Here is a 19,856-nt window from a genome sequence, read left to right on the forward strand (position 1 = left end):
GCATTTTCAGGGGGGTATGCGATGACGTCAAGGTACGATCCCGCAGCGCTGCAACCTGTCATTGCGCCATCACCGCATGGGTATAGGCCGCATCGTGCGGGCACCCTTTATTTTCCGTAGCTCGACAACGGCTACGCCAACGCCTGCATTTCCCTCAACCCAGCGTCCACACTTTCCCGCAAAGCACTGCCCCGCCGAGCGATAAACACCAATTGCACGGCATGCTCCGGATGCTCCCCACTCGCCAGGCTGAACTGGCTGCGACTGCCCACATGTTGCAGCCAGAACGGTTGGTCATTGCCTTGCAAATGCACCAGGCCCTTGAGGCGAAACAAGTCCTTGGGCAGTTGCGCCAGCCAGTCGCGCAAGGCCTTGGCGGGCAGAGGCCGGGTGCCTTGCCAGACCCAGCTTTCAAACAGCTCGTCGTGACGCGCCGGTACCGGCGTCAGGCCATTACGCTCGCCGCGTTCGCCCAGCAGCAGGGCGTCGGGGATTTGCGCCTGGACGGTGCTGATGACCCGCGTGCGTGCGCCGATCTCCGCCCGTAGGCTTTGCAACTCAGCAGCGCTGATCAGATCGGCCTTGTTCAACAACACCAGGTCGGCGCAGGCCACTTGAGCCCTGGACAAGCGGGCGAATTCACCTTCAAGTTCCCTATAACCGCTGGCGTCCACCAGGGTAATCACCGTGTCCAGGTGCAAGTGCGCCTTGAGCTGTGGATAACCCAGGGTCTGCACAATGCGCTGCGGGTCGGATACGCCGCTGCACTCGATCACGATGCGCTCCAGTCGTGGCCGCAGCTGCGTCAGGCTCACCAGTTGCGCCAGCAGGTCCTCTTGCACGGTGCAGCAGATGCAGCCATTTTGCAGGCTGAATACCGCATCGGTGACCTCGGCAATGATCGCTGCATCGATGTTAAGCTCGCCAAAATCATTGACGATTACCGCCATCCGTCCGTGCTGTGGCTGCTGGGCCATGCGGTTGAGCAGGGTGGTCTTGCCCGCGCCGAGGAATCCGGAAACCACTGTGACCGCAATGCTGTCAGCGTTCATTCGATCACCGGCGGCAGGCCTTGCCACACCGCTTGCAATGCGGTGCCTTCAAAGGTGTTGAGGCGGTCGTACACCGGGCGTCCTTCGACAAAGGTCAGTAGCACTTGAGTCTGGTGGATGTAATTGCGTGCAGGCTGGGCGAACAAGTCGCGGTCGATCACGATCAGGTCGGCGGACTTGCCCACCTCCAGGCTGCCGGTAGAGTGTTCCAGTCCCATGGCGTGGGCGCCGTTGATCGTTGCCACTTGCAGCGCTTGTTCCAGGCTGATGGGTTCGCCGAAGCAGTCAGGCTCCTGGTTCCAAGGGTTCTGTCGGGTGATCATGGTTTCCAGGGCCAGCCACGGGTCGATCGAAGCCACTGGCCAATCGGTGCCCATTACCGCCAGGCCACCTTCGGCCAGCACGCCTTTGAAATCGTAGATGCGCTTGAGCCGTTCCTGGCCATAGCCCGAGCGGGCGCCGCTGGCGAAGGGTGTCGGGTACCAGGCCGCCGGGGAAAACTCGGCGATGACGTTCAACGCCTTGAAGCGCTTGAGGTTGCCCGGATGCAGCAAGGTGCTGTGGGCGCATTGGTGGCGAATGCCGCTGTCACCGTTGACCCGCCGCGCCTCGGCCACGGCATCGAGGAACACATCGGAAGCGCCGTCGCCGGTGCAGTGGGCGATAACCCGCAGGCCACGCCGATCCATGTCCACCACCATGTCAGTGATGTGTTCGGGAGTCAGGTTGAGCTTGCCGCGCCAGGTGGAGTCCGCCGCCCACGGGGTCATCAGGTAGGAGGACTTGGGCTCCACCGTGCCGTCGAAGTGGAACTTCACCGCGTTGGCATTTAGCCGTGCGCTGCGGTAGTAGTGCCGTTCGCCGCTGAGCAATTCCCAGCGTCGGCGTACCGGGAAAATATCGTCCTGCCAGCTGATGGCCGCTTCCACCCGCAGGCTCAACTCGCCGGCATCGTCCAGCTCCTTGAGGGCCTCCAGGCGCCGTTCGCAGACGTGTACGTACTTGGTCGCGGTGACGCCGCGCGAGCTTTGGAAATGCACGCCGTCGCGATAGGCCCGGCGCAGCACCTCCACCGGGGTTGGCGGCATGGCGGCATGGATCAGCGCGTAGGCGCCGTCGATCAGCAGGCCGTTGGGCTCACCGCTGAGTTCGTCACGCTCCATGTATCCGTTGCGCGGGTCGGCGGTGTGGCGGTCGATGCCGGCCAGCTCCAGGGCCTTGGAGTTGACCATCATGGTGCCCCACATGCGATCCAGCAGCGCCACCGGACGGTCCGGCATGATGCTGTCGAGCCATTCTCGGCCCGGGGTCAGGCCCGCTTCGCGAAAGGTGTAGCGAACCCAGTATTGGCCGTAGATCCAACCGTCGCCGGGGTGGGCATCGGCGTAGGCATGAATTGACGCGGTTAGCTGTTGCGGCGTGGGGTCTTCGATACCGACGTCCAGGTCATCGCTGTAGCGTGGGGCCAATGCGAGGTCGGGGTGGGTGTGCATGTCGTGCAGGCCGGGCATGCAGAACGAACCTTGCAGATCATGCTGACGGGTTTGCGGGCCGATCAGAGTTTGCAGGTCGGCGAAACCGCCAACGGCGATAAACCGACCATCGCGAATCGCCACCGCATCGGCCCACGGCTGGGCGTGATCGAGGGTGTAGAAACGGCCGTTGTGCAGCACTAGGTCAGCGTGGGCGCCGACGGCCGAGTGGGTGGAGTTGTATTGGTCAGAAGCGGTCACGGGGTAAACCTCTTGAATCAGTACAGGGATCAGCGGTTGGCTCGTAGCCCTTCAACAAACCTGGCAATGCGCTGGCAGGCGTCCTTGAGGGTGTCATCGGCGACGGTGAAGGAAATCCGCACAAAGCCCTGGGCGCTGGCGCCAAAGGCCTGGGCATCGAGCACCGAGACACCGGTCTGGCGAAACAGCTGCCAGGCAAAGTCCATGCTCGACAGCCCGGTGCGGCGCACGTCCACCAACATGAACATGCCGGCCTGCGGCACCCGGCAGTCGAGGTCGGCAATGTTGCTCAAACCCGCCACCACCAGATCACGACGACGGCGGTACACCGTCCGTGCATCGCTGACCACTGCATCGTCCACTTCCAGGGCCTTGATCGCCGCTTCCTGGATAAACCCGGGCAGACCGTAGAGCATGCACAGCAGAAGGTTATCCAGATGGCCGATCAGCGGCGTTGGCCCGACCACCCAGCCCACGCGCCAGCCAGTCATGGCGTGGGTTTTCGACAAACTGTTGAGCACTACGGTGCGTTCGGCCATGCCCGGCAACGAGGCGATGCTCAGGTGGTCATGGTCGTAGGTGATCTGCCCGTAGACTTCATCGGAGATCACCCACAGGTTGTATTGGCGCGCCACGTCGGCGACCATTTCCAGTTCTTCGCGGCTGTAGACGTTGCCGGTGGGGTTGCACGGCGTGGCCAGGGCGATGCCACGGGTCTTGTCGGTGACCGCCGCTTCCAGCGCGGCGCGGGTCAGGCGAAAGCCATTGGCGGCCGGTTGCTCGATCGTCGCGATGCGCGCACCGGAGGCATGGATGCAGGCCTCGTAGGTCAGGTACATCGGCTCCGGCACCAGCACTTCGTCGCCGTGGCTGAACAGGCATAACGACGCGGCAAACAGACCATTCTGCGCACCGGCCACCAGGGCGACGTTGTCGGCGTGTACGGCAATGCCTTGCAGGCGGCTTTGCTTGGCGGCAATCGCCTCGCGCAGTTGCGGCCGGCCGAGCACGTGGGTGTAGTGGGTGTCGCCGGCGCGCAGGGCATCGACGGCGGCTTCGCAAATCGCGCTGTCGGTGGCGAAGTCCGGGTCGCCAACGCTAAGCACGATCACGTCTTCACCACGGCCACGGGCCTCGACGGCCGCGTAGTGAATATCCCAGGCGCTGACAGACTCGCCGCTAATGCGCTCGACAAACGGTGAATAACGCATCCTTGTTCTCCTAAGCAAAATTGATTCAAGCCTGGCGTTGGGGGACTTTGCCCCAGCGCGAGAAGCCGTGTTCGATCACGAACGCCAAGACAATGTAGATCAGCGCCACCGCCAGCAGCGGCTCATAGACTCGCAGCGTCTGCGCCCGCACCAGGTTGGCGGCGCCCAGCAGGTCGGTGACGGCCACGGTAGAAGCCAGCGCCGTGGCCTTGAGCAGCAACACTGTCTCACCCACCAGGGTCGGCTTCACCAGTTCCAATGCCCGTGGCAGCCAGACCCTGCGCAGCACCATTAGGCGCTTCATGCCAAAAGCCCGGGCCGCTTCCAGTTCTCCGCGTGGCACCGCACGCAAGGCGCCGCGCAACACTTCGCCAACGTAGGCGCCGACACACAGGATCAGCGCCAGGGCCACGTACCAAAAGCCTTCACGCAGGTACGGCCAGAGAAAACTGCCGCGAATCAGCGGGTAGCTGGCGAACACGCTGCCGACGCCGTAATACAGGATGTAGATCTGCACCAGCAGCGGCGTGCCGCGAAACACCGCGGTGTATGCGCGCAAGGGGCCGCTGATCAACGGGTTGGACGACAACCGTCCGAGTGCCACCAGCACTGCGAGCAAAAAACCGAAGATACCGGACAGCACGAGCAACTTCAGGGTGATGCCCAGGCCGTGCAGCAACTCGCCGGCAAAACTGTTGATCCAGGAAAAGTCCATCAGTTGAGCTCCTTAGTGCTGCGGCATCCAGCGGTTGATACGTCGCTCGAACAGCCGGAAGGCGCCGTTGGAAACCAGGGTGATGATGAAATACACCGCCGCCACTGCCAGGTAGAACACCAGGTAATGTTTGGTGGAGCCGGCGGCCTGTTTGCCCACCGAGAGCAATTCGCTGTAGCCGACGATGCTGATCAGCGCACTGTCCTTGACCAGCACCAGCCACAGGTTGGAAAGACCGGCGATGGCGAACGGCAGCATGCTCGGCAGCAACACCCGGCGCATCAACAGCCAGCGCTCGATACCAAAGGCCCGCGCTGCTTCAATCTGGCCGACCGGAATGGCTTGGATCGCGCCGCGAATAATCTCCGCCGAATAGGCGCCCTGGACGATGCCCAGCACCAACACTGCAGCGACGAATCCGTTGACCGTGACGCTGTCGCGCCCCATCGCCGCCATGGCCATGTTCAGCAGGTCGGTGCCGGCGTAGTACAGCAGCAAAATCAACAGCAACTCCGGCACGGCGCGGTACAGCGTGGTGTAGGCATTGGCCAGGCGCACCAGCCAGCGCGGGCCCTTGAGCTTGATCATGGCCACCAGCAGGCCGATGGCCAGGCCGAGGACGAAGGCCCCGGCGGAGATCTGCAAGGTCACCACTGCCCCCTGGAACAGGGCGTTGAGCCAGCCGTCGGCGACGAACAGTTGGGTGAGTTCGGACAAAGAAATCATGGCGCTTTCCGTTGAAATAAAACACGTCGAAATGAAGCGCGTCAGGTGTTATTGCGCGGAAATATCGACGCTGAAGTAGCGGCTGCGAATTTTGTCGTAAGTGCCGTCGGCCTTCATCGCTGCCAGTGCGCCGTTGAGCTGTTCCTTGAGGGCGCTGTCACCCTTGCGCACGGCGGCGCCGATACCCGAACCGAACAGCGGGTCTTTTGGTGCCAGGCCTTTGTCGGCCAGGCCGCCGCCGGCTTTGGATTTGATCAGCGGCTCGATGGTCAAGGCGTCGGCGAGCATCACGTCGATGCGCCCGCTTTGCAGGTCGGCGGTCATATCGTCCTGGGTGTTGTAGTAACGCAAGGTCGAGTCCTTGGCGTAGTAGGCCTTGAGGTAGGTGGCGTTGGAGGTCGAGCCCTGAACGCCGATCAACTTGCCCTTGAGGCCTTCGGGGGTGGTGACCAGTTCTAGATTCTGGTCGGCGACCCACATGGCTGGGGTCTGGTAGTAGGGCGCAGTGAAGTCGATGACCTTTTCACGCTCTTCGGTGATGCTCATGGAATTGAGGATCACGTCGATCTGGCTCGATTGCAGCGCCGGGATCAGCCCGTCCCACGCCACTTCCTTGAGCGGGCATTGTGCTTGCAAACGCTCGCACAAGGCCTTGATCAGTTCCGGTTCGAAGCCGCTCCAGGCGCCGTTGCCGGCTTTCTCGGAGAACGGTGGGTAGGGTTCCAGGGCGATGCCGAAGACGATTTTTTCCGCCGCAGCGGCAGGGTTGCAGAGCACGGCGAACAGGCAACCGGCGGCGAGGGTTTTCAGTGTGGTATGCATGGCTTGACCCTTTCGAAGTTATTGTTTTGAAGGATTGAAGCGGCAGATCAAACGCGATTGTCCTGGGCCATGACGAACTGGCGGCAGCGCTCGCTGTTGGGGTTTTGGAATACCTGTTGCGGCGTGCCTTCTTCTTCTACCAAACCTTGATGCAGAAACATCACCTTGCTCGACACGTCGCGGGCGAAGGCCATTTCGTGGGTGACCAGGATCATGGTGCGGCCCTCTTCGGCAATGCCCTGGATCACCTTCAGCACTTCACCCACCAACTCTGGGTCCAGCGCTGACGTCGGTTCATCCATCAACAACACCCGAGGGCGCATGGCCAGGGCGCGGGCGATGGCCACGCGCTGTTGCTGGCCGCCGGAGAGGAAGGCGGGGAAGGTATCGCGCTTATCCGCCAGGCCGACCTTTTCCAGTAGGTGTTCGGCGTGAGCGATGGCGTCCTTGCGGTCTTCGCCGAGGACGTAGACCGGCGCCTCGATGACGTTTTCCAGCACGGTGCGATGGGGCCACAGGTTGAAACTCTGGAACACCATGCCCAGTTGCGTGCGCAGCCTGGCCACTTGATTGGGGTCGGCGATCAGCGGGTTGCCGGCGCGGTCCTTCTTCAGTCGCACTTCTTCGCCATTGATCCGCAGGCTGCCGCTGCAAGGAATTTCCAACAGGTTGATGCAGCGCAGCAGGGTGCTTTTGCCTGAGCCGCTGGAGCCGATCAGCGACACCACGTCGCCTTCGTTGGCACGCAGGGAAATGCCTTTGAGAACATGGTGTGCGGCGTAGCTCTTGTGCAGAGCATCGATGGCGACCACCGGAGTGACGGAGTTGGGCTGCGCTTGCAAGGGTTGTCCCTCTTGTTTTTGTAGGGGTGACCACGCTCACGGGCGTGCCGTGATGGAGGTCGAGAATAGCTACTGGTCCTTTGAGGTCAATCGAGCATTTTTTGCGCAATCTTGAAATTTAATTCAACTGTTGTGCTGCCAGTGCCGAAGAGCTCCCGCTATGTCTGGCGGCCGATTACGGCTATCGTGCGGGAAACATCCCGCAGGTGAAAACCTATGCGTTACCCCTCCATGACCGCATTGCGGGCGCTGGACGCGGTGGCTCGGCTGGGCAGCGTGTCCGACGCCGCCACTGAGTTGAGCCTCACTCCCAGTGCCATCAGCCACCAGATCAAGAGCCTGGAACAGACCCTGGGCTTCGCCCTGACCGAGCGTACCGGGCGCAACATCCGCATCACCTGGCAGGGGGAGCGCTATGCCCGTGACATCCATGTGTTGCTGGCCAATATTCTGGAGGCCGGCCAGCGCTTTGACGGCCAGCAAGTCAGCGGGCGCTTGTGCATCAGCAGCCCAGCGGGGTTTGCCACCTATTGGCTGTGTACCCATATCGCCGACTTCCAGGCACTTTATCCACAGGTGGAATTGCACCTAGTCTCGCCGCGTACACCGGACGACACCAGCGATCACAGCGCCGACCTGTTTATCGCCTACGGCATGGGCGACTGGCCCAACCAACATGTGCAGAAAATCGTCTCGCTGCGCTATTTTCCGGTGTGCAGCCCGCGCCTGGTCAACACCATGGGCGGCCTGAAAACCCCGGAACACTTGGTGGGTGCGCCGCTGCTGCACATGATCGACTACTCCGACTGGCGCGTCTGGCTGGCCGCCGCTGGCGCACCGAATGTCGATGTGCAGCGCGGCATCGTGTTTGCCGACGCGCATTTTGTGCAGTCGGCCTGCATCGCCAGCCAGGGCATTGCCATGGGCGACAACCTGATCAGCGGCGAGGCGTTGGCCAAGGGCTTGCTGGTGCGCCCATTCGAAACCGAGATCGAGTCCAATCGCGGCTACTACCTGGTGGCTGACCATCAGAAAGTCGAACGGCCTGTGGTGCAGGCGTTCGGTGATTGGGTCAAGTCGCAACTGGGGGGCGGGTTACTCACCTGATTGCGAGACCTGTGAATTTTTTTCGCCAATGGCGACGAAATTTTTTGATTGTTCCAGCCCCGGCACGCCACCTAATGTCCTGCGTATCGACACAGAACAATAAAAAAGGAGTGATCAATGACCACCTGTGCCCAGTCACTGGTTCGCCTGCTGGAAGGTTATGGGGTAGACACCGTCTTCGGCATCCCCGGTGTGCATACCGTCGAACTCTATCGGGGTTTGCAAGGCAGTCGCCTGCGCCATATCAGCCCGCGCCACGAGCAGGGCGCCGGCTTCATGGCCGACGGTTACGCCCGCGCCAGTGGCAAGCCTGGGGTGTGCTTCATTATCACCGGGCCGGGCATGACCAACATCCTCACAGCCATGGGCCAGGCCTATGCCGATTCGGTGCCGATGCTGGTGATCTCCACCACCAACCGCCGCGACCATCTGCGCCTGGGCCACGGCCACTTGCATGAATTGCCGGATCAGCGAGCGATGGTCGCCGGCGTCTGCGCCTTCAGCCACACCCTGCAATCACCCGAGCAATTGCCGGAACTGTTGGCCCGTGCCTTTGCGATCTTCAAGTGCGCGCGCCCGCGCCCGGTGCACCTGGAAATCCCCCTGGACGTGCTGGACATGCCCGCTGTCGACCTCAACTTGATGCCCCGCAGCCTGCCCGGCGCGCCAGCCCCGGCGCCAGCCTCGTTGCGTGCGGCGCTCAACCTGCTGAACGAGGCGCGGCGGCCGCTGATCCTCGCCGGCGGCGGCGCTCGCGACTGCGCCGAAGTCCTGCAGCAACTGGCCGAGCGCCTGCAAGCGCCAGTGGCGCTGACCACCAATGCCCGTGGCTTGTTGCCGGTGGGCCATTCGCTGTTGCTGGACGGCGTGCAGTCTTCCCGCCACGGCCGCTCGCTGTTTGACGAGGCCGATGTGATCCTCGCGGTGGGCACTGAACTGGGGGAAACCGACTACGACTTCTTTGGCCTCGGCCCGTTGAAATTCAAGGCGCCGCTGATTCGCCTAGACATCGACCCGATGCAGGTGATGGGCGTGCAGCGGGCCCATGTCGGGCTGGTGGGCGATGCTCGCGAAGGCTTGCGGGCGCTGCTGGAGCAGGTCAGCCCACCAGCACCGAGCGGACGCTGGGCGCTGGACAGCGTGCAGCGAGTCAACCGCATCGAGCGCGACAGTTGGAATGCCAAGCAGCAGGGCCTGCAAGGTTTGCTTGAGCTGCTGCGCGATAGCCTTGTGGACCCGCTGATCGTCGGCGACTCGACCCAGCCGGTGTATCAGGGCGCGGTGGGTTATCAAGCTCCGGCCGCCAACAGTTGGTTCAACGCCGGCACTGGCTACGGTACCCTCGGTTACGGTTTACCAGCGGCCATCGGCGCCAAGCTGGCCAAGCCCGGGCGCCCGGTGGTGGCGCTGGTGGGGGACGGCGGCCTGCAGTTCTCCTGCTCTGAATTGATCGCCGCCCGTGAGGCCGGTGTAGGGGTGATCATGGTGCTGTGGAATAACCAGTGCTACGCCGAAATTCGCGACTACATGGAGGCCCGCAAGATCGAGCCGCTGGGGGTGGACATCATGACCCCGGACTTTGCCTCGATGGCCCGCAGTTTCCATGTCGCCCACCACACAGCGAACACCCCGCAAGCCCTGCGCAGTCTGTTGCAGGAACTGGCCACCACCCGCGTGCCGGTGATGATCGAACTGGACGCCGCGCATTACCTGGCAAACGCCTGACTTCCCCCCAGGCCCTGATCCACATCAAAGGGCCTCCTCGAAAAATCCGGTACAACTAAGCTGGGGCTGACCATGCCCCGGTTGTCGGCCTGATGACCTCATAAAAACGATTGCAGACCTGTACCCAGGGGCCAACCCCCAGGCCAGGTTATTAAAGGAATAATGCGATGGCCTTTTCCCTCTCACGTCTGGCCCTGATGGGGGCGACGCTTTGTCTGGCTCTTCCCCTATACGCCAACGAACCTGATACAGCTCTGATCGAACACGGCAAATACGTCGCGCAACTGGGCGACTGCATCGCCTGCCACACCGCCAAACAAGGCGCGGTGATGGCCGGCGGTCTGGAGCTGAGCACGCCGATGGGCACGATTTACTCCAGCAATATCACCCCGGACCGCGAGACCGGGATCGGTCAGTATTCTTTCGAACAATTCGACCGGGTCATGCGCGAAGGCGTGACCCCGGCCGGCATGAACCTGTACCCGGCAATGCCGTACCCGTCCTACGCGAAGATGAGCGAAGGCGACATGCGCGCCTTGTTCGCCTACCTGATGCAGGACGTGAAACCGGTGCGCCAGGCCAACCTGGACGCCGAGATGGGCTTCCCGTTCAACCAGCGCTGGGGCCTGGCGTTGTGGAATTTGGTCTTTCTCGACAGCCAGCCGTTTGAGGCCAATCCGGCCCAGGATGAAGTGCTTAACCGTGGCGCCTACCTGGTCCAGGGCCTGGGGCATTGCGGCTCGTGCCACACCCCACGCGGCATCGCCTTCCAGGAAAAAGCCATGAGCGATGCCGGCCGCAGCGGCCTGCATTACCTGGCCGGGGAAACCGTCGAGCATTGGCGTGCCCTGAGCCTGCGCAACCTGTGGACCGTGGAAGACACTGTGCAACTGCTCAAGACCGGGCAGAACCGCTTTGCTACCGTCTCCGGCAACATGGCCGATGTGATTCACCACAGCACCCAGCATTTCAGCGACGCTGACCTGACAGCAATTGCTACCTACCTCAAATCCCTGCCACCGGGCAAAGACGACCTGCCGATGCCTACCGTGGCGCAGGCGCCCGCCGTACCGCCCAAAGATCTGTTCACCAGTCGTGGCGGCCTGGGCTACATGCAGTTTTGCAGTGATTGCCACCGCAGTGATGGCGGCGGCGTGAAGGGTCTGTTCCCGCCCCTGGCCGGCAACCCAAGCGTGGCCTCCAGCAACCCGACCTCGCTGTTGCACATCACTCTTACCGGTTGGGAAACGGCCGAAACCGCGACCCATCCACGGGTCTACACCATGCCGGGTTTTGCCCGTTTGGCCGACGAGGAAATCGCTGAAATCCTCAGCTTCGTGCGCACCCGCTGGGGTAACGAGGGCTCGCTGATCAGCGTCGTCCAGGTCAAGACAATGCGCGACCAACTCAACCCGGTCAGTACCGATTCCTCGACCTTTGAAACCCCGCGCCTGGCCAACCTGCTGGCGGCGCCGAACGCCGACCAAGTTGTGCGCGGCATGCGCCTGCACCTGCAAACCAAGGAGCTGCTGCCGGACAACGTCGGTAACTCGCTGAACTGCACCAGTTGCCATCTCAACGCCGGCACCGTGGCGGACGGTTCACCCTTTGTCGGTGTCTCGGCGTTTTTCCCCGGCTACGCGCCGCGTGCCGGTAAGGTGGTGAGCCTGGAAGAGCGCATCAATGGCTGCTTCCGTCGCTCGATGAATGGCAAGCCCGTGCCGCCGCAATCGGCGGATATGCAGGCGATGGTTGCCTACTTTGACTGGATGAAAAACAACACCCGCCCCGAAGACAAAGTCGCTGGGCGCGGCGTGGGCAAGATCGACCCGGGCATCAAGCCGGACCTGGCCAATGGCAAGCAGGTCTACGCCAAGCAATGCGCGGTGTGCCACGGCGATAACGGCGAAGGCCTGGCCCGCGCCGACGGCACCTTGGTGTACCCGCCATTGTGGGGTGATCAATCCTTCAACATCGGTGCCGGCATGGCCCGCACTTACACCGCGGCGGCGTTCGTCAAACGCAACATGCCTATTGGCTTTCACGAGAAATTCCCGTTGGGGCAGGGCGGTTTGTCGGATCAGGAAGCGGTGGATGTCGCGGCGTACTTCTCCGGCCAGCCGCGCCCGGACTTCCCGGACAAGGTGAAAGACTGGCCGAATGGCGGCAAGCCGGTGGATGCGCGGTACTAGGGGCTTTTACTTAAGCCGAGCGCCTTGCACAAATCGGTGAAGATTAAATGTAGGCGCTGTCTCGCTAAAGCTAGACAGCTCCCACACTGGGTCTGCGGCGTAGGCCAAATATCATTCCTTGCTGAGCGGCTGCGAAGCATTGCGCAACTTCTCCTGCACAAAATCCATCACCTTCAACGACCGGTAGATGGCATTCGCCGCGAGCAGCCCAAACGGCCCGCCGTTCCAGTCCAGCAGGTAGGGTTTGAACAGCTCATGGCGGGTGCTTTCGCCGCACACTGCTTCGGCAATCACTCGCCCGCCGATGGAGCCGGTGTTCAGGCCATGGCCACCAAACGAGGTGCAGGCCCACACGCCGGGTTCCAGCAGCCCCAGGTTGGGCATTTTGTGGGTGGCGTAACCCATCAGGCCTGACCAGGCCAGTTCGATCTTTACCGCTGCCAATTGTGGATAAACCGAGACCATGTCGGCCTTGAGCATGGTCGCCAGGGCTTTTTCGTTCTGTTCGTTGCGGGTGGTGATACGCCCGCCCCACAGCAGGCGGTCGCCTTCGACGACGCGGTAATAGTCCGAGGCGCGCCGGTCGTCGGAGAACGCGGCGCTGGAGTCGAGGACGTTTTTGATGCTGTCGCCCAAGTGCTCCGTCAGCACCACATAGGTGGCGATGGGCAGGTAGGCGCGGTTGAGTTTTTGCAACTCCGGGCCGCCGTAGCCACCGGCGCAGAACACCAGGTCCTTGCAGCACACCGTGCCCTCGGCGGTCTGCACGATGCGGTCGCTGCCTTCGCGGTGCCAGGCGAGCATTTTTGATTGTTCGAAGATGCGCCCGCCGGCTGTTTCGATGGCTTGGGCCAGGCCCAGGCAATAATTTAACGGGTGAAAGTGCAGGGCCTTGGGGTCTTCGATGCCCTGGAAATAACGTTGGGTGTGGGCCCGTTCACGCACCTGGCGGGTGTCGAGGTAGTTGAGTTCGTAGCTGAAATCCCGACGCATGCTTTCGATATGGTTTTTCACGCCAGCGCTGTCGTCGTAGCGCTTGACCCGAATGGTGCCGGGCGCAGGATCGCAACCGGGGAGCGCCAGGTTGGCGACGTTGTCGCGCACGACCTCGACGCCTTCCACCGAGAGGTTGAACAAGGCCTTGGCTTGTTGCAGCCCGAGCTTTTTGCCGATCGCCGCCGACCCTTCGGCCCAGCCTGGTGAGACCACACCGCCATTGCGCCCGGACGCGCCCCAGGCGATGTGATGGGCGTCGAGAAGGATCACTCGTTTACCGCGCCGGGTCAGCTCCAGCGCAGCGGTGAGCCCGGCGATACCGGCGCCAATGATGCACACATCGCAGGTTTCATCGGCGCCCAGGCTGGGGCGGGTGGTGCGTGGGAGCGAGGTTTGTGAATACCAGGTGGTGGGCATGGCCAATCCTTGAAAGTCTCTTTCTGTGAACACCGATCTCTGTGGCGAGCGGGCAAGCTCGCTCGCCACAACAACCGCCCACTAGCCATAGGGGTTCGGCAGGTGTTATTTGACGGTGGAGTAGTCGACGCCATACCACTTGGTCGACAGCTTGGTCAGTGTGCCGTCCGTATGCATCGCCCCAATGACTTCGGCGAGCTTGGCCGTAAGCTCCGGGTCACCCTTGTCGGTGGCAATTGCCAGCGGCTCGTAGAACACCACGCCGTCGATAGCCTTGAGCGGGTAGTTTTTCTTGATGGCTGCTTCCAGGGTGCTGCGCTGGGTGAGGATCGCGTCCAGGCGCACACCGTCCCCCAAACGCAGGTCGTCCAGAGGCGCCAGGGAGCCGGCGTAAGTTCGCAGTTCGCCGGCCTTGATGTCGCAGGAGGCGGGCGGGATGTCGCTGGTTTCGATCGCCAGCGCCTGGTTCAGGCAGTCCTCGGAGGTAGTACCGCCTTCCACGCCAATCTTCTTGCCGTTGAGGGCCTGGCGGTCGGTGACGGTCGATTTGTTGTGCACCGCGAACACATAAGGCACGTAGTAGTAAGTGGCCGGGAAGTCGAGAATCCGCGCGCGGCTTTTGGTGGCGGTCATGGAACCCACCGACATGTCCCAGCGCCCGTTCCACTTGCCGGCGGTGATCACGTCCCAGTCTGGGGTGATGAACTTGACCTCAACCCCCAGGCGCTTGGCGATCTCCTTGGAGACGTCGATGTCGAAACCGTCGATCTCATTCTTGTCGTTGATAAAGCCCTGGGGCGGCCAGATGGCCGACGTCGCCACGGTCATGGTTTTGCTGCTTTGGATTTTGTCGAGGACGGCACCGGCGTTGGCGGTGCCGACGAACAGCAGCGACAGGGTTGCGGCCAGGGTGATTACGCGTTGTTTGCTGAGCATGTCCATCTCCACGTCTGGTTATTGTTATGGGTAAAGCGGCACTCAGTGACCGATGATTTGCGAGAGGAATTTCTGCGCTCGCTCGGTCTGGGGGTTTTTGAAAAACTCGGCGGGGGTGGCTTGTTCGATGACCTGGCCCTGGTCCATAAACAGCACGCGGTCGGCGACCTTGCTGGCAAAGCCCATCTCGTGGGTCACGCAGATCATGGTCATGCCATCGGTGGCCAACTCGCCCATTACCTCCAGCACTTCGTGGACCATCTCCGGGTCCAGGGCCGAGGTGGGCTCGTCGAACAGCATCACCTTGGGTTTCATGCACAGCGCACGGGCAATCGCCACCCGTTGCTGTTGGCCGCCCGATAACTGGGAAGGGTACTTGTGGGCATGCTCGGCGATGCGCACTCGTTCGAGGTAAACCTGGGCACGTTTTTTTGCCTCGGCTGAGGACACGCCTTGCACCAGTTGCGGGGCCAGGGTCAGGTTGTCCAGCACGCTGAGGTGCGGGAACAGGTTGAAACTCTGGAACACCATGCCGATTTCCCGGCGCACGGCACTGACACTTTCCGCTTCGCTGGTGAGGTGGATACCGTTGACCTGGATCTGGCCTTCCTGGAAGTTTTCCAGGTGATTGATGCAGCGAATCATCGTCGACTTGCCCGAGCCGGACGGCCCGCACACCACCAGGATTTCGCCGGCGGCGACACTCAGGTCGACATCACGCAAGGCGTGGAAATTGCCATACCACTTGTTCAGGCCGCTGATGGCAATCATCGACGGGGCGACTGCCGCTTGTTCGCTGATAGGAACGTGACTGGTCATGGCTCAACCCCTCGCAGTGGATCGGTTGACCCGTTTTTCGATCCGCGCCTGCACCCGTTCAAGGATGAACGACAGCGCCCAGTAAATCATCGCGGCGGTGATCAGCATTTCCAGGTGGCGGAAGTCGGCGCGGCCTTGGGTCTTGGCCAGGTACATCAGCTCCCAGACACCGATCACAGATACCAGGGAACTGTCCTTGAGCATGGCGATGAACTGGTTGCCGGTGGGCGGGATGATTACCCGCAAGGCCTGGGGCATGATCACCCGGCTCAGGGTTTTGAACGGGCTGATGCCCAGGGCACGCGAAGCCTCCCATTGGCCCACCGGAATACTCTGGATACCCGCGCGGAAAATCTCGGTCATGTAAGCGCCGTAGCACAGCGACAACGCCAGGATGCCGGCCGGCACCGCATCGACCACATAGCCCAGCTGCGGCAGCCCCAGGTAAATCAGGTAAATCTGGATCAGCAGCGGTACGCCGCGAAAGAACGAGGTGTAGAACGAGGCCAGGGCGTTGGCGATGCCGTTGTTCGACAGCTTGGCGACTGCGCCAATAAGGGCCAGGACGAAGGCAATCACGATGGCGATGGCGGAGATGTACAAGGTGGTGGCTGCGCCCTGGATGATCAGGAAACCGACCTTGTCGAGGATAAAACTGTAGGAGAGGTTGAAGGTGTCGAAGAATGCCAGGAACAGAATCAGCAGCTCGATCCAGACCACGGTGGTCTGCACCTTGAGCCTCAAGCGCCCGAGGACATGAAAATTGAGGGTGCCGAGCACGGCAATCGCCAGGCCGATGGCGATGTTGCGCGCCGCCAGGCTGTCTGGAGCGTTGCCTAGCACAGGCTGCAAAAAATGGCTGAGGGCGCTGTTTCCCAGGTTCATCAGGTACGCGCCGAGGAACAGCACCACCGCTACGCCGAGCAGGAATCGAGGATCGTTGGACTTTTTCTTATAAATTATATTGTCGTGATACATGGATGCCTCTGGCTTGTCAGTGGTAATGATCTCGTCAGATAAAGGGGTGTCGGCCAGTATTGCCGGGCGAAATTGCCCACGACAAGCGACCATAATTCGTTATGTCAGTCCCTGAGGTCATCCTGGTGATGACCTCAGGGAGCGGTGAATCAGTCTAGTCTGGCCAGGCATGCCTCAAGGATATCCAGGCCTTCCTCCAGCACCTTTGTCTCGATGGTTAGCGGCGCCAACAGGCGGATGATGTGGCGGGATTTGCCGCTGGGCATCAGCAGCAAACCGGCGTCACGGGCCAGGGCCAGCAACTGGGTCAACTGTTTGGAGGCCGGTGTGCCGTCGGCGTTGGCCAGTTCGATACCGCGCATGGCACCGATACCGGTCAGGCGCCCCAGGTAGGGTGAAAGCTGGTTGGCGCGCCACGACTGATACCGGCTGACAATCGCCTCTTCCTGCTGCGCCCCCCAGGCGTGCAGGTGTTCATCCGTCATCACGCCCAAGGTGGCCAATGCCGCCGCGCAGGCGATGGGGTTGCCGGAATAGGTGCCGCCCAGGCCGCCTTTGGGCAAGGTGTCGAGCAACGATTTACGACCCACTACCGCCCCCAGCGGTACACCGCCGGCAATACTTTTACCCAGCAGGATCAGGTCCGGTTCGATGCCCAGCCGGGAGAAGGCGAAGCGCTGGCCGGTGCGACCAAAGCCGGACTGGATTTCATCGGCGATCAACAGGATGTTTTTCTCATCGCACAAGCGTCGCAGCGCCTGGGCGAACTCCACGTCGAGGGTCAGGAAGCCGGCTTCGCCCTGCACCGGTTCGATGATGAAACAGGCCACGTCGTCGACGTCGATTTCCACGCTGAACAAGCGGTCCATAGCCTTGAGCGCATCGCTGCAGGTGACGCCGTTGTCCTGGCTGGGATAGGGCAGGTGGTACACGGGGCCGGGCAGTACACCGACTTTTTGTTTGTAGGGCGCGACCTTGCCGTTGAGATTGAGAGTGGCCAGGGTACGGCCGTGGAAAGCGCCATCAAAGGCGATGACCGCCGTGCGGCCGGTGGCTCCACGGACGATTTTCAGCGCGTTCTCAGCCGCTTCCGCGCCGCTGTTGGTAAGCATGCCGCTGATCGGGTAACCCACCGGGATGAAGGCGGTGAGGCGATCCATCAGTTCGATATAGGGCGCGTGGGGGGCGGCGTTGAAGGCGTAGTGGGTGAGCTTGGTCGCTTGCTCGCGAATCGCCTCCACCACCGCCGGGTGGCAATGGCCCAGGTTGAGCACGCCGATACCGCCGACAAAGTCGATGTAGCGTTTGCCCTCGGTGTCCCAGACTTCGGCATTTTTGCCATGGCTGAGGCTGATGGGGTGAACGATGGAAATCGACTGGCTGATGGTTTCGCGGCTCATGGATCTCGGACTCGGCAAGGGGTGCTTGCTTTTATCTAAGCCGCGAGACGCATTGCCCTGCAAACGAAATAAAGTCGCCGAGTCATTATTAAAAGTCGGGATGTGCGGTGATGTACCCCACCATCCAGGCCAGAAACGCCTTCACCTTGGGAATCTCTCCGGCATGTTCGGCATGGGCGATAAAGTGCGCGCCGGCACTGGGCATCGCGTAATCCCACGGGATCATCAAACTGCCCTGGGCCAATTCCTCGGCCACCAGATACTGTGGCACCAACGCCACGCCGTACCCCGATTGCGCCGCGCGTATGCACATGTAGAACGTATCGAAACGCGGCCCGTGGTAGCTGTTTTGCGAATGCAGGCCCTGTTCCAGAAACCATTCGTGCCAAGCCTCTGGCCGCGAGGTGCATTGCAGCAGGGTATGGCGGGACGAAGCATCGCTACTTTCGGCGACAAAGCCTGGCGCACACACTGGCACCACGGCTTCGCGAAACAGTTCGATGCAGGTCGCCCCAGGCCACGAACCCTGGCCGAAGAAAAACGCGATATCGGCCTTGGCCTGCAGCACGTCGAAGGGCTCCAGTTCGTTGCGAATGTCCAGGTGGATATTAGGGTGCAGCGCGGCGAAATCCTTGAGCTTGGGCACCAGCCAGCGATCACCGAAGGTCGGTTGGGTGGCGATGCGCAGCACCTCGGTTTCGCCGCCGTAGGTCAAGATATAGCGGCTGGAAATGTCCACCTGAGTGAGGATTTTGTGCACTTCCGCCAGGTACAGCGAACCCGCTGGCGACAGGTACAAACGCTGGCGCACCCGCTGGAACAGGTTGTGGCAGAGCATCTCTTCGAGTTGCGCCACCTGCTTGCTCACCGCGCTCTGGGTCAAGTGCAGTTCTTCGGCGGCGCGGGTGAAACTGAGGTGGCGAGCGGCGGCTTCGAAGCACTGCAAGGCGGTCATCGAAGGGGTTAAACGTTTTGAAATCACGGGATTACCTGACGGGTCTCTTGGGGGAGTTCATTCCAAATCGGAAGGAGCCCTTGCCTGAATGTCGTTTGTGGCCGAGGCGTAAAGCCGTTGATACTCTTCGATCACTATAAACCGGCGAGGGTTTGGGGCGCCGAATAATAAAGATCAACAGGGAGAGCCTTGCATGAAGAACCTGAAAACCACCTTGGCCGCACTCACCGCCGCTGCGGTATTGAGCATGACGGGGGCCGCGCACGCGGGAGCAACCCTGGATGCGATCCAGAAGAAAGGCTTTATCCAGTGTGGCGTCAGCGACGGTTTGCCCGGCTTCGGCGTGCCGGACGCCCAGGGCAAAATGACTGGCATCGACGTTGACGTCTGCCATGCCGTCGCCGCCGCACTGTTTGGTGACGCCTCGAAAGTGAAGTTCAGCCAGTTGACCGCCAAGGAGCGTTTCACCGCCCTGCAGTCCGGGGAAATCGACCTGATTTCGCGCAACACCACCTGGACCAGTTCCCGGGACGCCGGCATGGGCCTGGTATTTACCGGCGTCACCTACTACGACGGCATCGGTTTTCTGGTGAACAATAAACTCGGAGTCGCCCACGCCAAGGAGCTGGACGGCGCGACCATTTGCATCCAGGCCGGCACCACCACCGAGTTGAACGTCTCCGACTACTTCCGCGCCAGCGGCATGAAGTACACCCCCATCACCTTTGATACCGCCGATGAAAGCGCCAAGGGCCTGGAAGCCGGTCGTTGCGACGTGCTGACCACCGACCAATCGGGCCTGTACGCCCAGCGCATCAAGATGGCCCACCCGGACGAATTCATCGTGTTGCCGGAGGTGATCTCCAAGGAACCCTTGGGCCCGTTGGTGCGCAAGGGCGATGAAGAGTGGTTCAGCATCGTCAAGTGGACGTTGTTCGCCATGCTCAATGCCGAAGAAATGGGCATCACTTCGCAGAACGTCGAAGATCAGGCCAAGACCACCAAGAACCCGGATGTTGCCCGCCTGCTGGGTGCCGACGGTGAGTACGGCAAGGACCTGAAGCTGCGCAAGGATTGGGTGGTGCAGATCGTCAAGCAAGTGGGCAACTATGGCGAGGTGTTCGAACGCAACATCGGCCAGGGCAGCGTGTTGAAGATCAAGCGTGGCCTCAACGCCTTGTGGAACAACGGCGGCATCCAGTACGCGCCGCCAGTTCGATAAAGCCAGCG

17 protein-coding genes are annotated in these 19,856 nt (G+C 61.7%); 4 read left to right on the forward strand and 13 right to left on the reverse strand.

What is annotated here, in order from left to right; translation table 11 throughout:
- Positions 1–131: 131 nt before the first annotated feature.
- From ACZRJ6_RS10225 to ACZRJ6_RS10255, 7 genes are read right to left on the reverse strand one after another with little or no spacing between them, the layout of a single operon-like run.
- On the reverse strand, positions 132–1,052 hold the full coding sequence (locus ACZRJ6_RS10225) for a CobW family GTP-binding protein (RefSeq protein ID WP_463968058.1): 921 nt from the start codon (positions 1,050–1,052) through the stop codon (positions 132–134).
- On the reverse strand, positions 1,049–2,785 hold the full coding sequence (locus ACZRJ6_RS10230; protein WP_463968059.1) for an amidohydrolase: 1,737 nt from the start codon (positions 2,783–2,785) through the stop codon (positions 1,049–1,051). Before ACZRJ6_RS10230 ends, ACZRJ6_RS10225 begins: the two co-directional genes overlap by 4 nt.
- Before the next feature lie 29 nt (positions 2,786–2,814).
- Positions 2,815–3,996, reverse strand: coding sequence for a pyridoxal phosphate-dependent aminotransferase (locus ACZRJ6_RS10235; RefSeq protein ID WP_463968060.1), 1,182 nt, complete (start codon positions 3,994–3,996; stop codon positions 2,815–2,817).
- A 25-nt stretch (positions 3,997–4,021) separates the two neighbouring features.
- On the reverse strand, positions 4,022–4,711 hold the full coding sequence (locus tag ACZRJ6_RS10240; protein ID WP_463968061.1) for an ABC transporter permease: 690 nt from the start codon (positions 4,709–4,711) through the stop codon (positions 4,022–4,024).
- Positions 4,712–4,723: 12 nt separating this feature from the next.
- Positions 4,724–5,437 carry an ABC transporter permease gene (locus ACZRJ6_RS10245; RefSeq protein WP_463968062.1) on the reverse strand — a complete coding sequence of 238 codons (714 nt, stop codon included), beginning with the start codon at positions 5,435–5,437 and terminating at the stop codon, positions 4,724–4,726.
- Positions 5,438–5,485: 48 nt separating this feature from the next.
- Entirely contained in the window at positions 5,486–6,259 is a 774-nt protein-coding gene (locus ACZRJ6_RS10250) for a transporter substrate-binding domain-containing protein (RefSeq protein ID WP_463968063.1), read from the reverse strand.
- 47 nt (positions 6,260–6,306) lie between these two features.
- Positions 6,307–7,101: an ATP-binding cassette domain-containing protein gene (locus ACZRJ6_RS10255; RefSeq protein WP_133102044.1), complete on the reverse strand. Its 795-nt coding sequence runs from the start codon at positions 7,099–7,101 to the stop codon at positions 6,307–6,309.
- 216 nt (positions 7,102–7,317) lie between these two features.
- Here ACZRJ6_RS10255 and ACZRJ6_RS10260 point away from each other — a divergent pair, with 216 nt between their 5' ends.
- The 3 genes from ACZRJ6_RS10260 to ACZRJ6_RS10270 all read left to right on the forward strand — a co-directional run bounded on the left by ACZRJ6_RS10260 (position 7,318) and on the right by ACZRJ6_RS10270 (position 12,125).
- The gene (locus ACZRJ6_RS10260; protein ID WP_463968064.1) at positions 7,318–8,208 is read left to right on the forward strand and encodes a LysR substrate-binding domain-containing protein; all 891 of its coding nucleotides are present in this window, start codon (positions 7,318–7,320) and stop codon (positions 8,206–8,208) included.
- A gap of 117 nt (positions 8,209–8,325) precedes the next feature.
- On the forward strand, positions 8,326–9,933 hold the full coding sequence (locus ACZRJ6_RS10265; RefSeq protein WP_463968065.1) for a 5-guanidino-2-oxopentanoate decarboxylase: 1,608 nt from the start codon (positions 8,326–8,328) through the stop codon (positions 9,931–9,933).
- 167 nt (positions 9,934–10,100) lie between these two features.
- A complete protein-coding gene (locus ACZRJ6_RS10270) occupies positions 10,101–12,125 on the forward strand; it encodes a c-type cytochrome (RefSeq protein WP_463968066.1) in 2,025 nt (674 codons plus the stop codon).
- Between the two features lie 111 nt (positions 12,126–12,236).
- Here the strand turns inward: ACZRJ6_RS10270 and ACZRJ6_RS10275 are convergent, their stop codons facing one another.
- The 6 genes from ACZRJ6_RS10275 to ACZRJ6_RS10300 form a co-directional block, all read right to left on the reverse strand.
- Complete coding sequence (locus ACZRJ6_RS10275) at positions 12,237–13,544, reverse strand: NAD(P)/FAD-dependent oxidoreductase (RefSeq protein WP_463968067.1); 1,308 nt, start codon at positions 13,542–13,544, stop codon at positions 12,237–12,239.
- A 99-nt stretch (positions 13,545–13,643) separates the two neighbouring features.
- Entirely contained in the window at positions 13,644–14,474 is an 831-nt protein-coding gene (locus tag ACZRJ6_RS10280; RefSeq protein ID WP_149411671.1) for a transporter substrate-binding domain-containing protein, read from the reverse strand.
- A gap of 42 nt (positions 14,475–14,516) precedes the next feature.
- The gene (locus ACZRJ6_RS10285) at positions 14,517–15,245 is read right to left on the reverse strand and encodes an amino acid ABC transporter ATP-binding protein (RefSeq protein ID WP_463968418.1); all 729 of its coding nucleotides are present in this window, start codon (positions 15,243–15,245) and stop codon (positions 14,517–14,519) included.
- A 51-nt stretch (positions 15,246–15,296) separates the two neighbouring features.
- Entirely contained in the window at positions 15,297–16,271 is a 975-nt protein-coding gene (locus ACZRJ6_RS10290) for an amino acid ABC transporter permease (protein ID WP_463968068.1), read from the reverse strand.
- A 149-nt stretch (positions 16,272–16,420) separates the two neighbouring features.
- Positions 16,421–17,671: a 2-aminoadipate transaminase gene (locus ACZRJ6_RS10295; protein ID WP_463968069.1), complete on the reverse strand. Its 1,251-nt coding sequence runs from the start codon at positions 17,669–17,671 to the stop codon at positions 16,421–16,423.
- Between the two features lie 88 nt (positions 17,672–17,759).
- The gene (locus tag ACZRJ6_RS10300) at positions 17,760–18,650 is read right to left on the reverse strand and encodes a LysR substrate-binding domain-containing protein (RefSeq protein ID WP_463968419.1); all 891 of its coding nucleotides are present in this window, start codon (positions 18,648–18,650) and stop codon (positions 17,760–17,762) included.
- A gap of 169 nt (positions 18,651–18,819) precedes the next feature.
- Here ACZRJ6_RS10300 and ACZRJ6_RS10305 point away from each other — a divergent pair, with 169 nt between their 5' ends.
- Positions 18,820–19,848: an amino acid ABC transporter substrate-binding protein gene (locus ACZRJ6_RS10305; RefSeq protein WP_149411667.1), complete on the forward strand. Its 1,029-nt coding sequence runs from the start codon at positions 18,820–18,822 to the stop codon at positions 19,846–19,848.
- Positions 19,849–19,856: the final 8 nt, after the last annotated feature.

The sequence above is a fragment of the Pseudomonas sp. C321 genome (assembly GCF_055407105.1).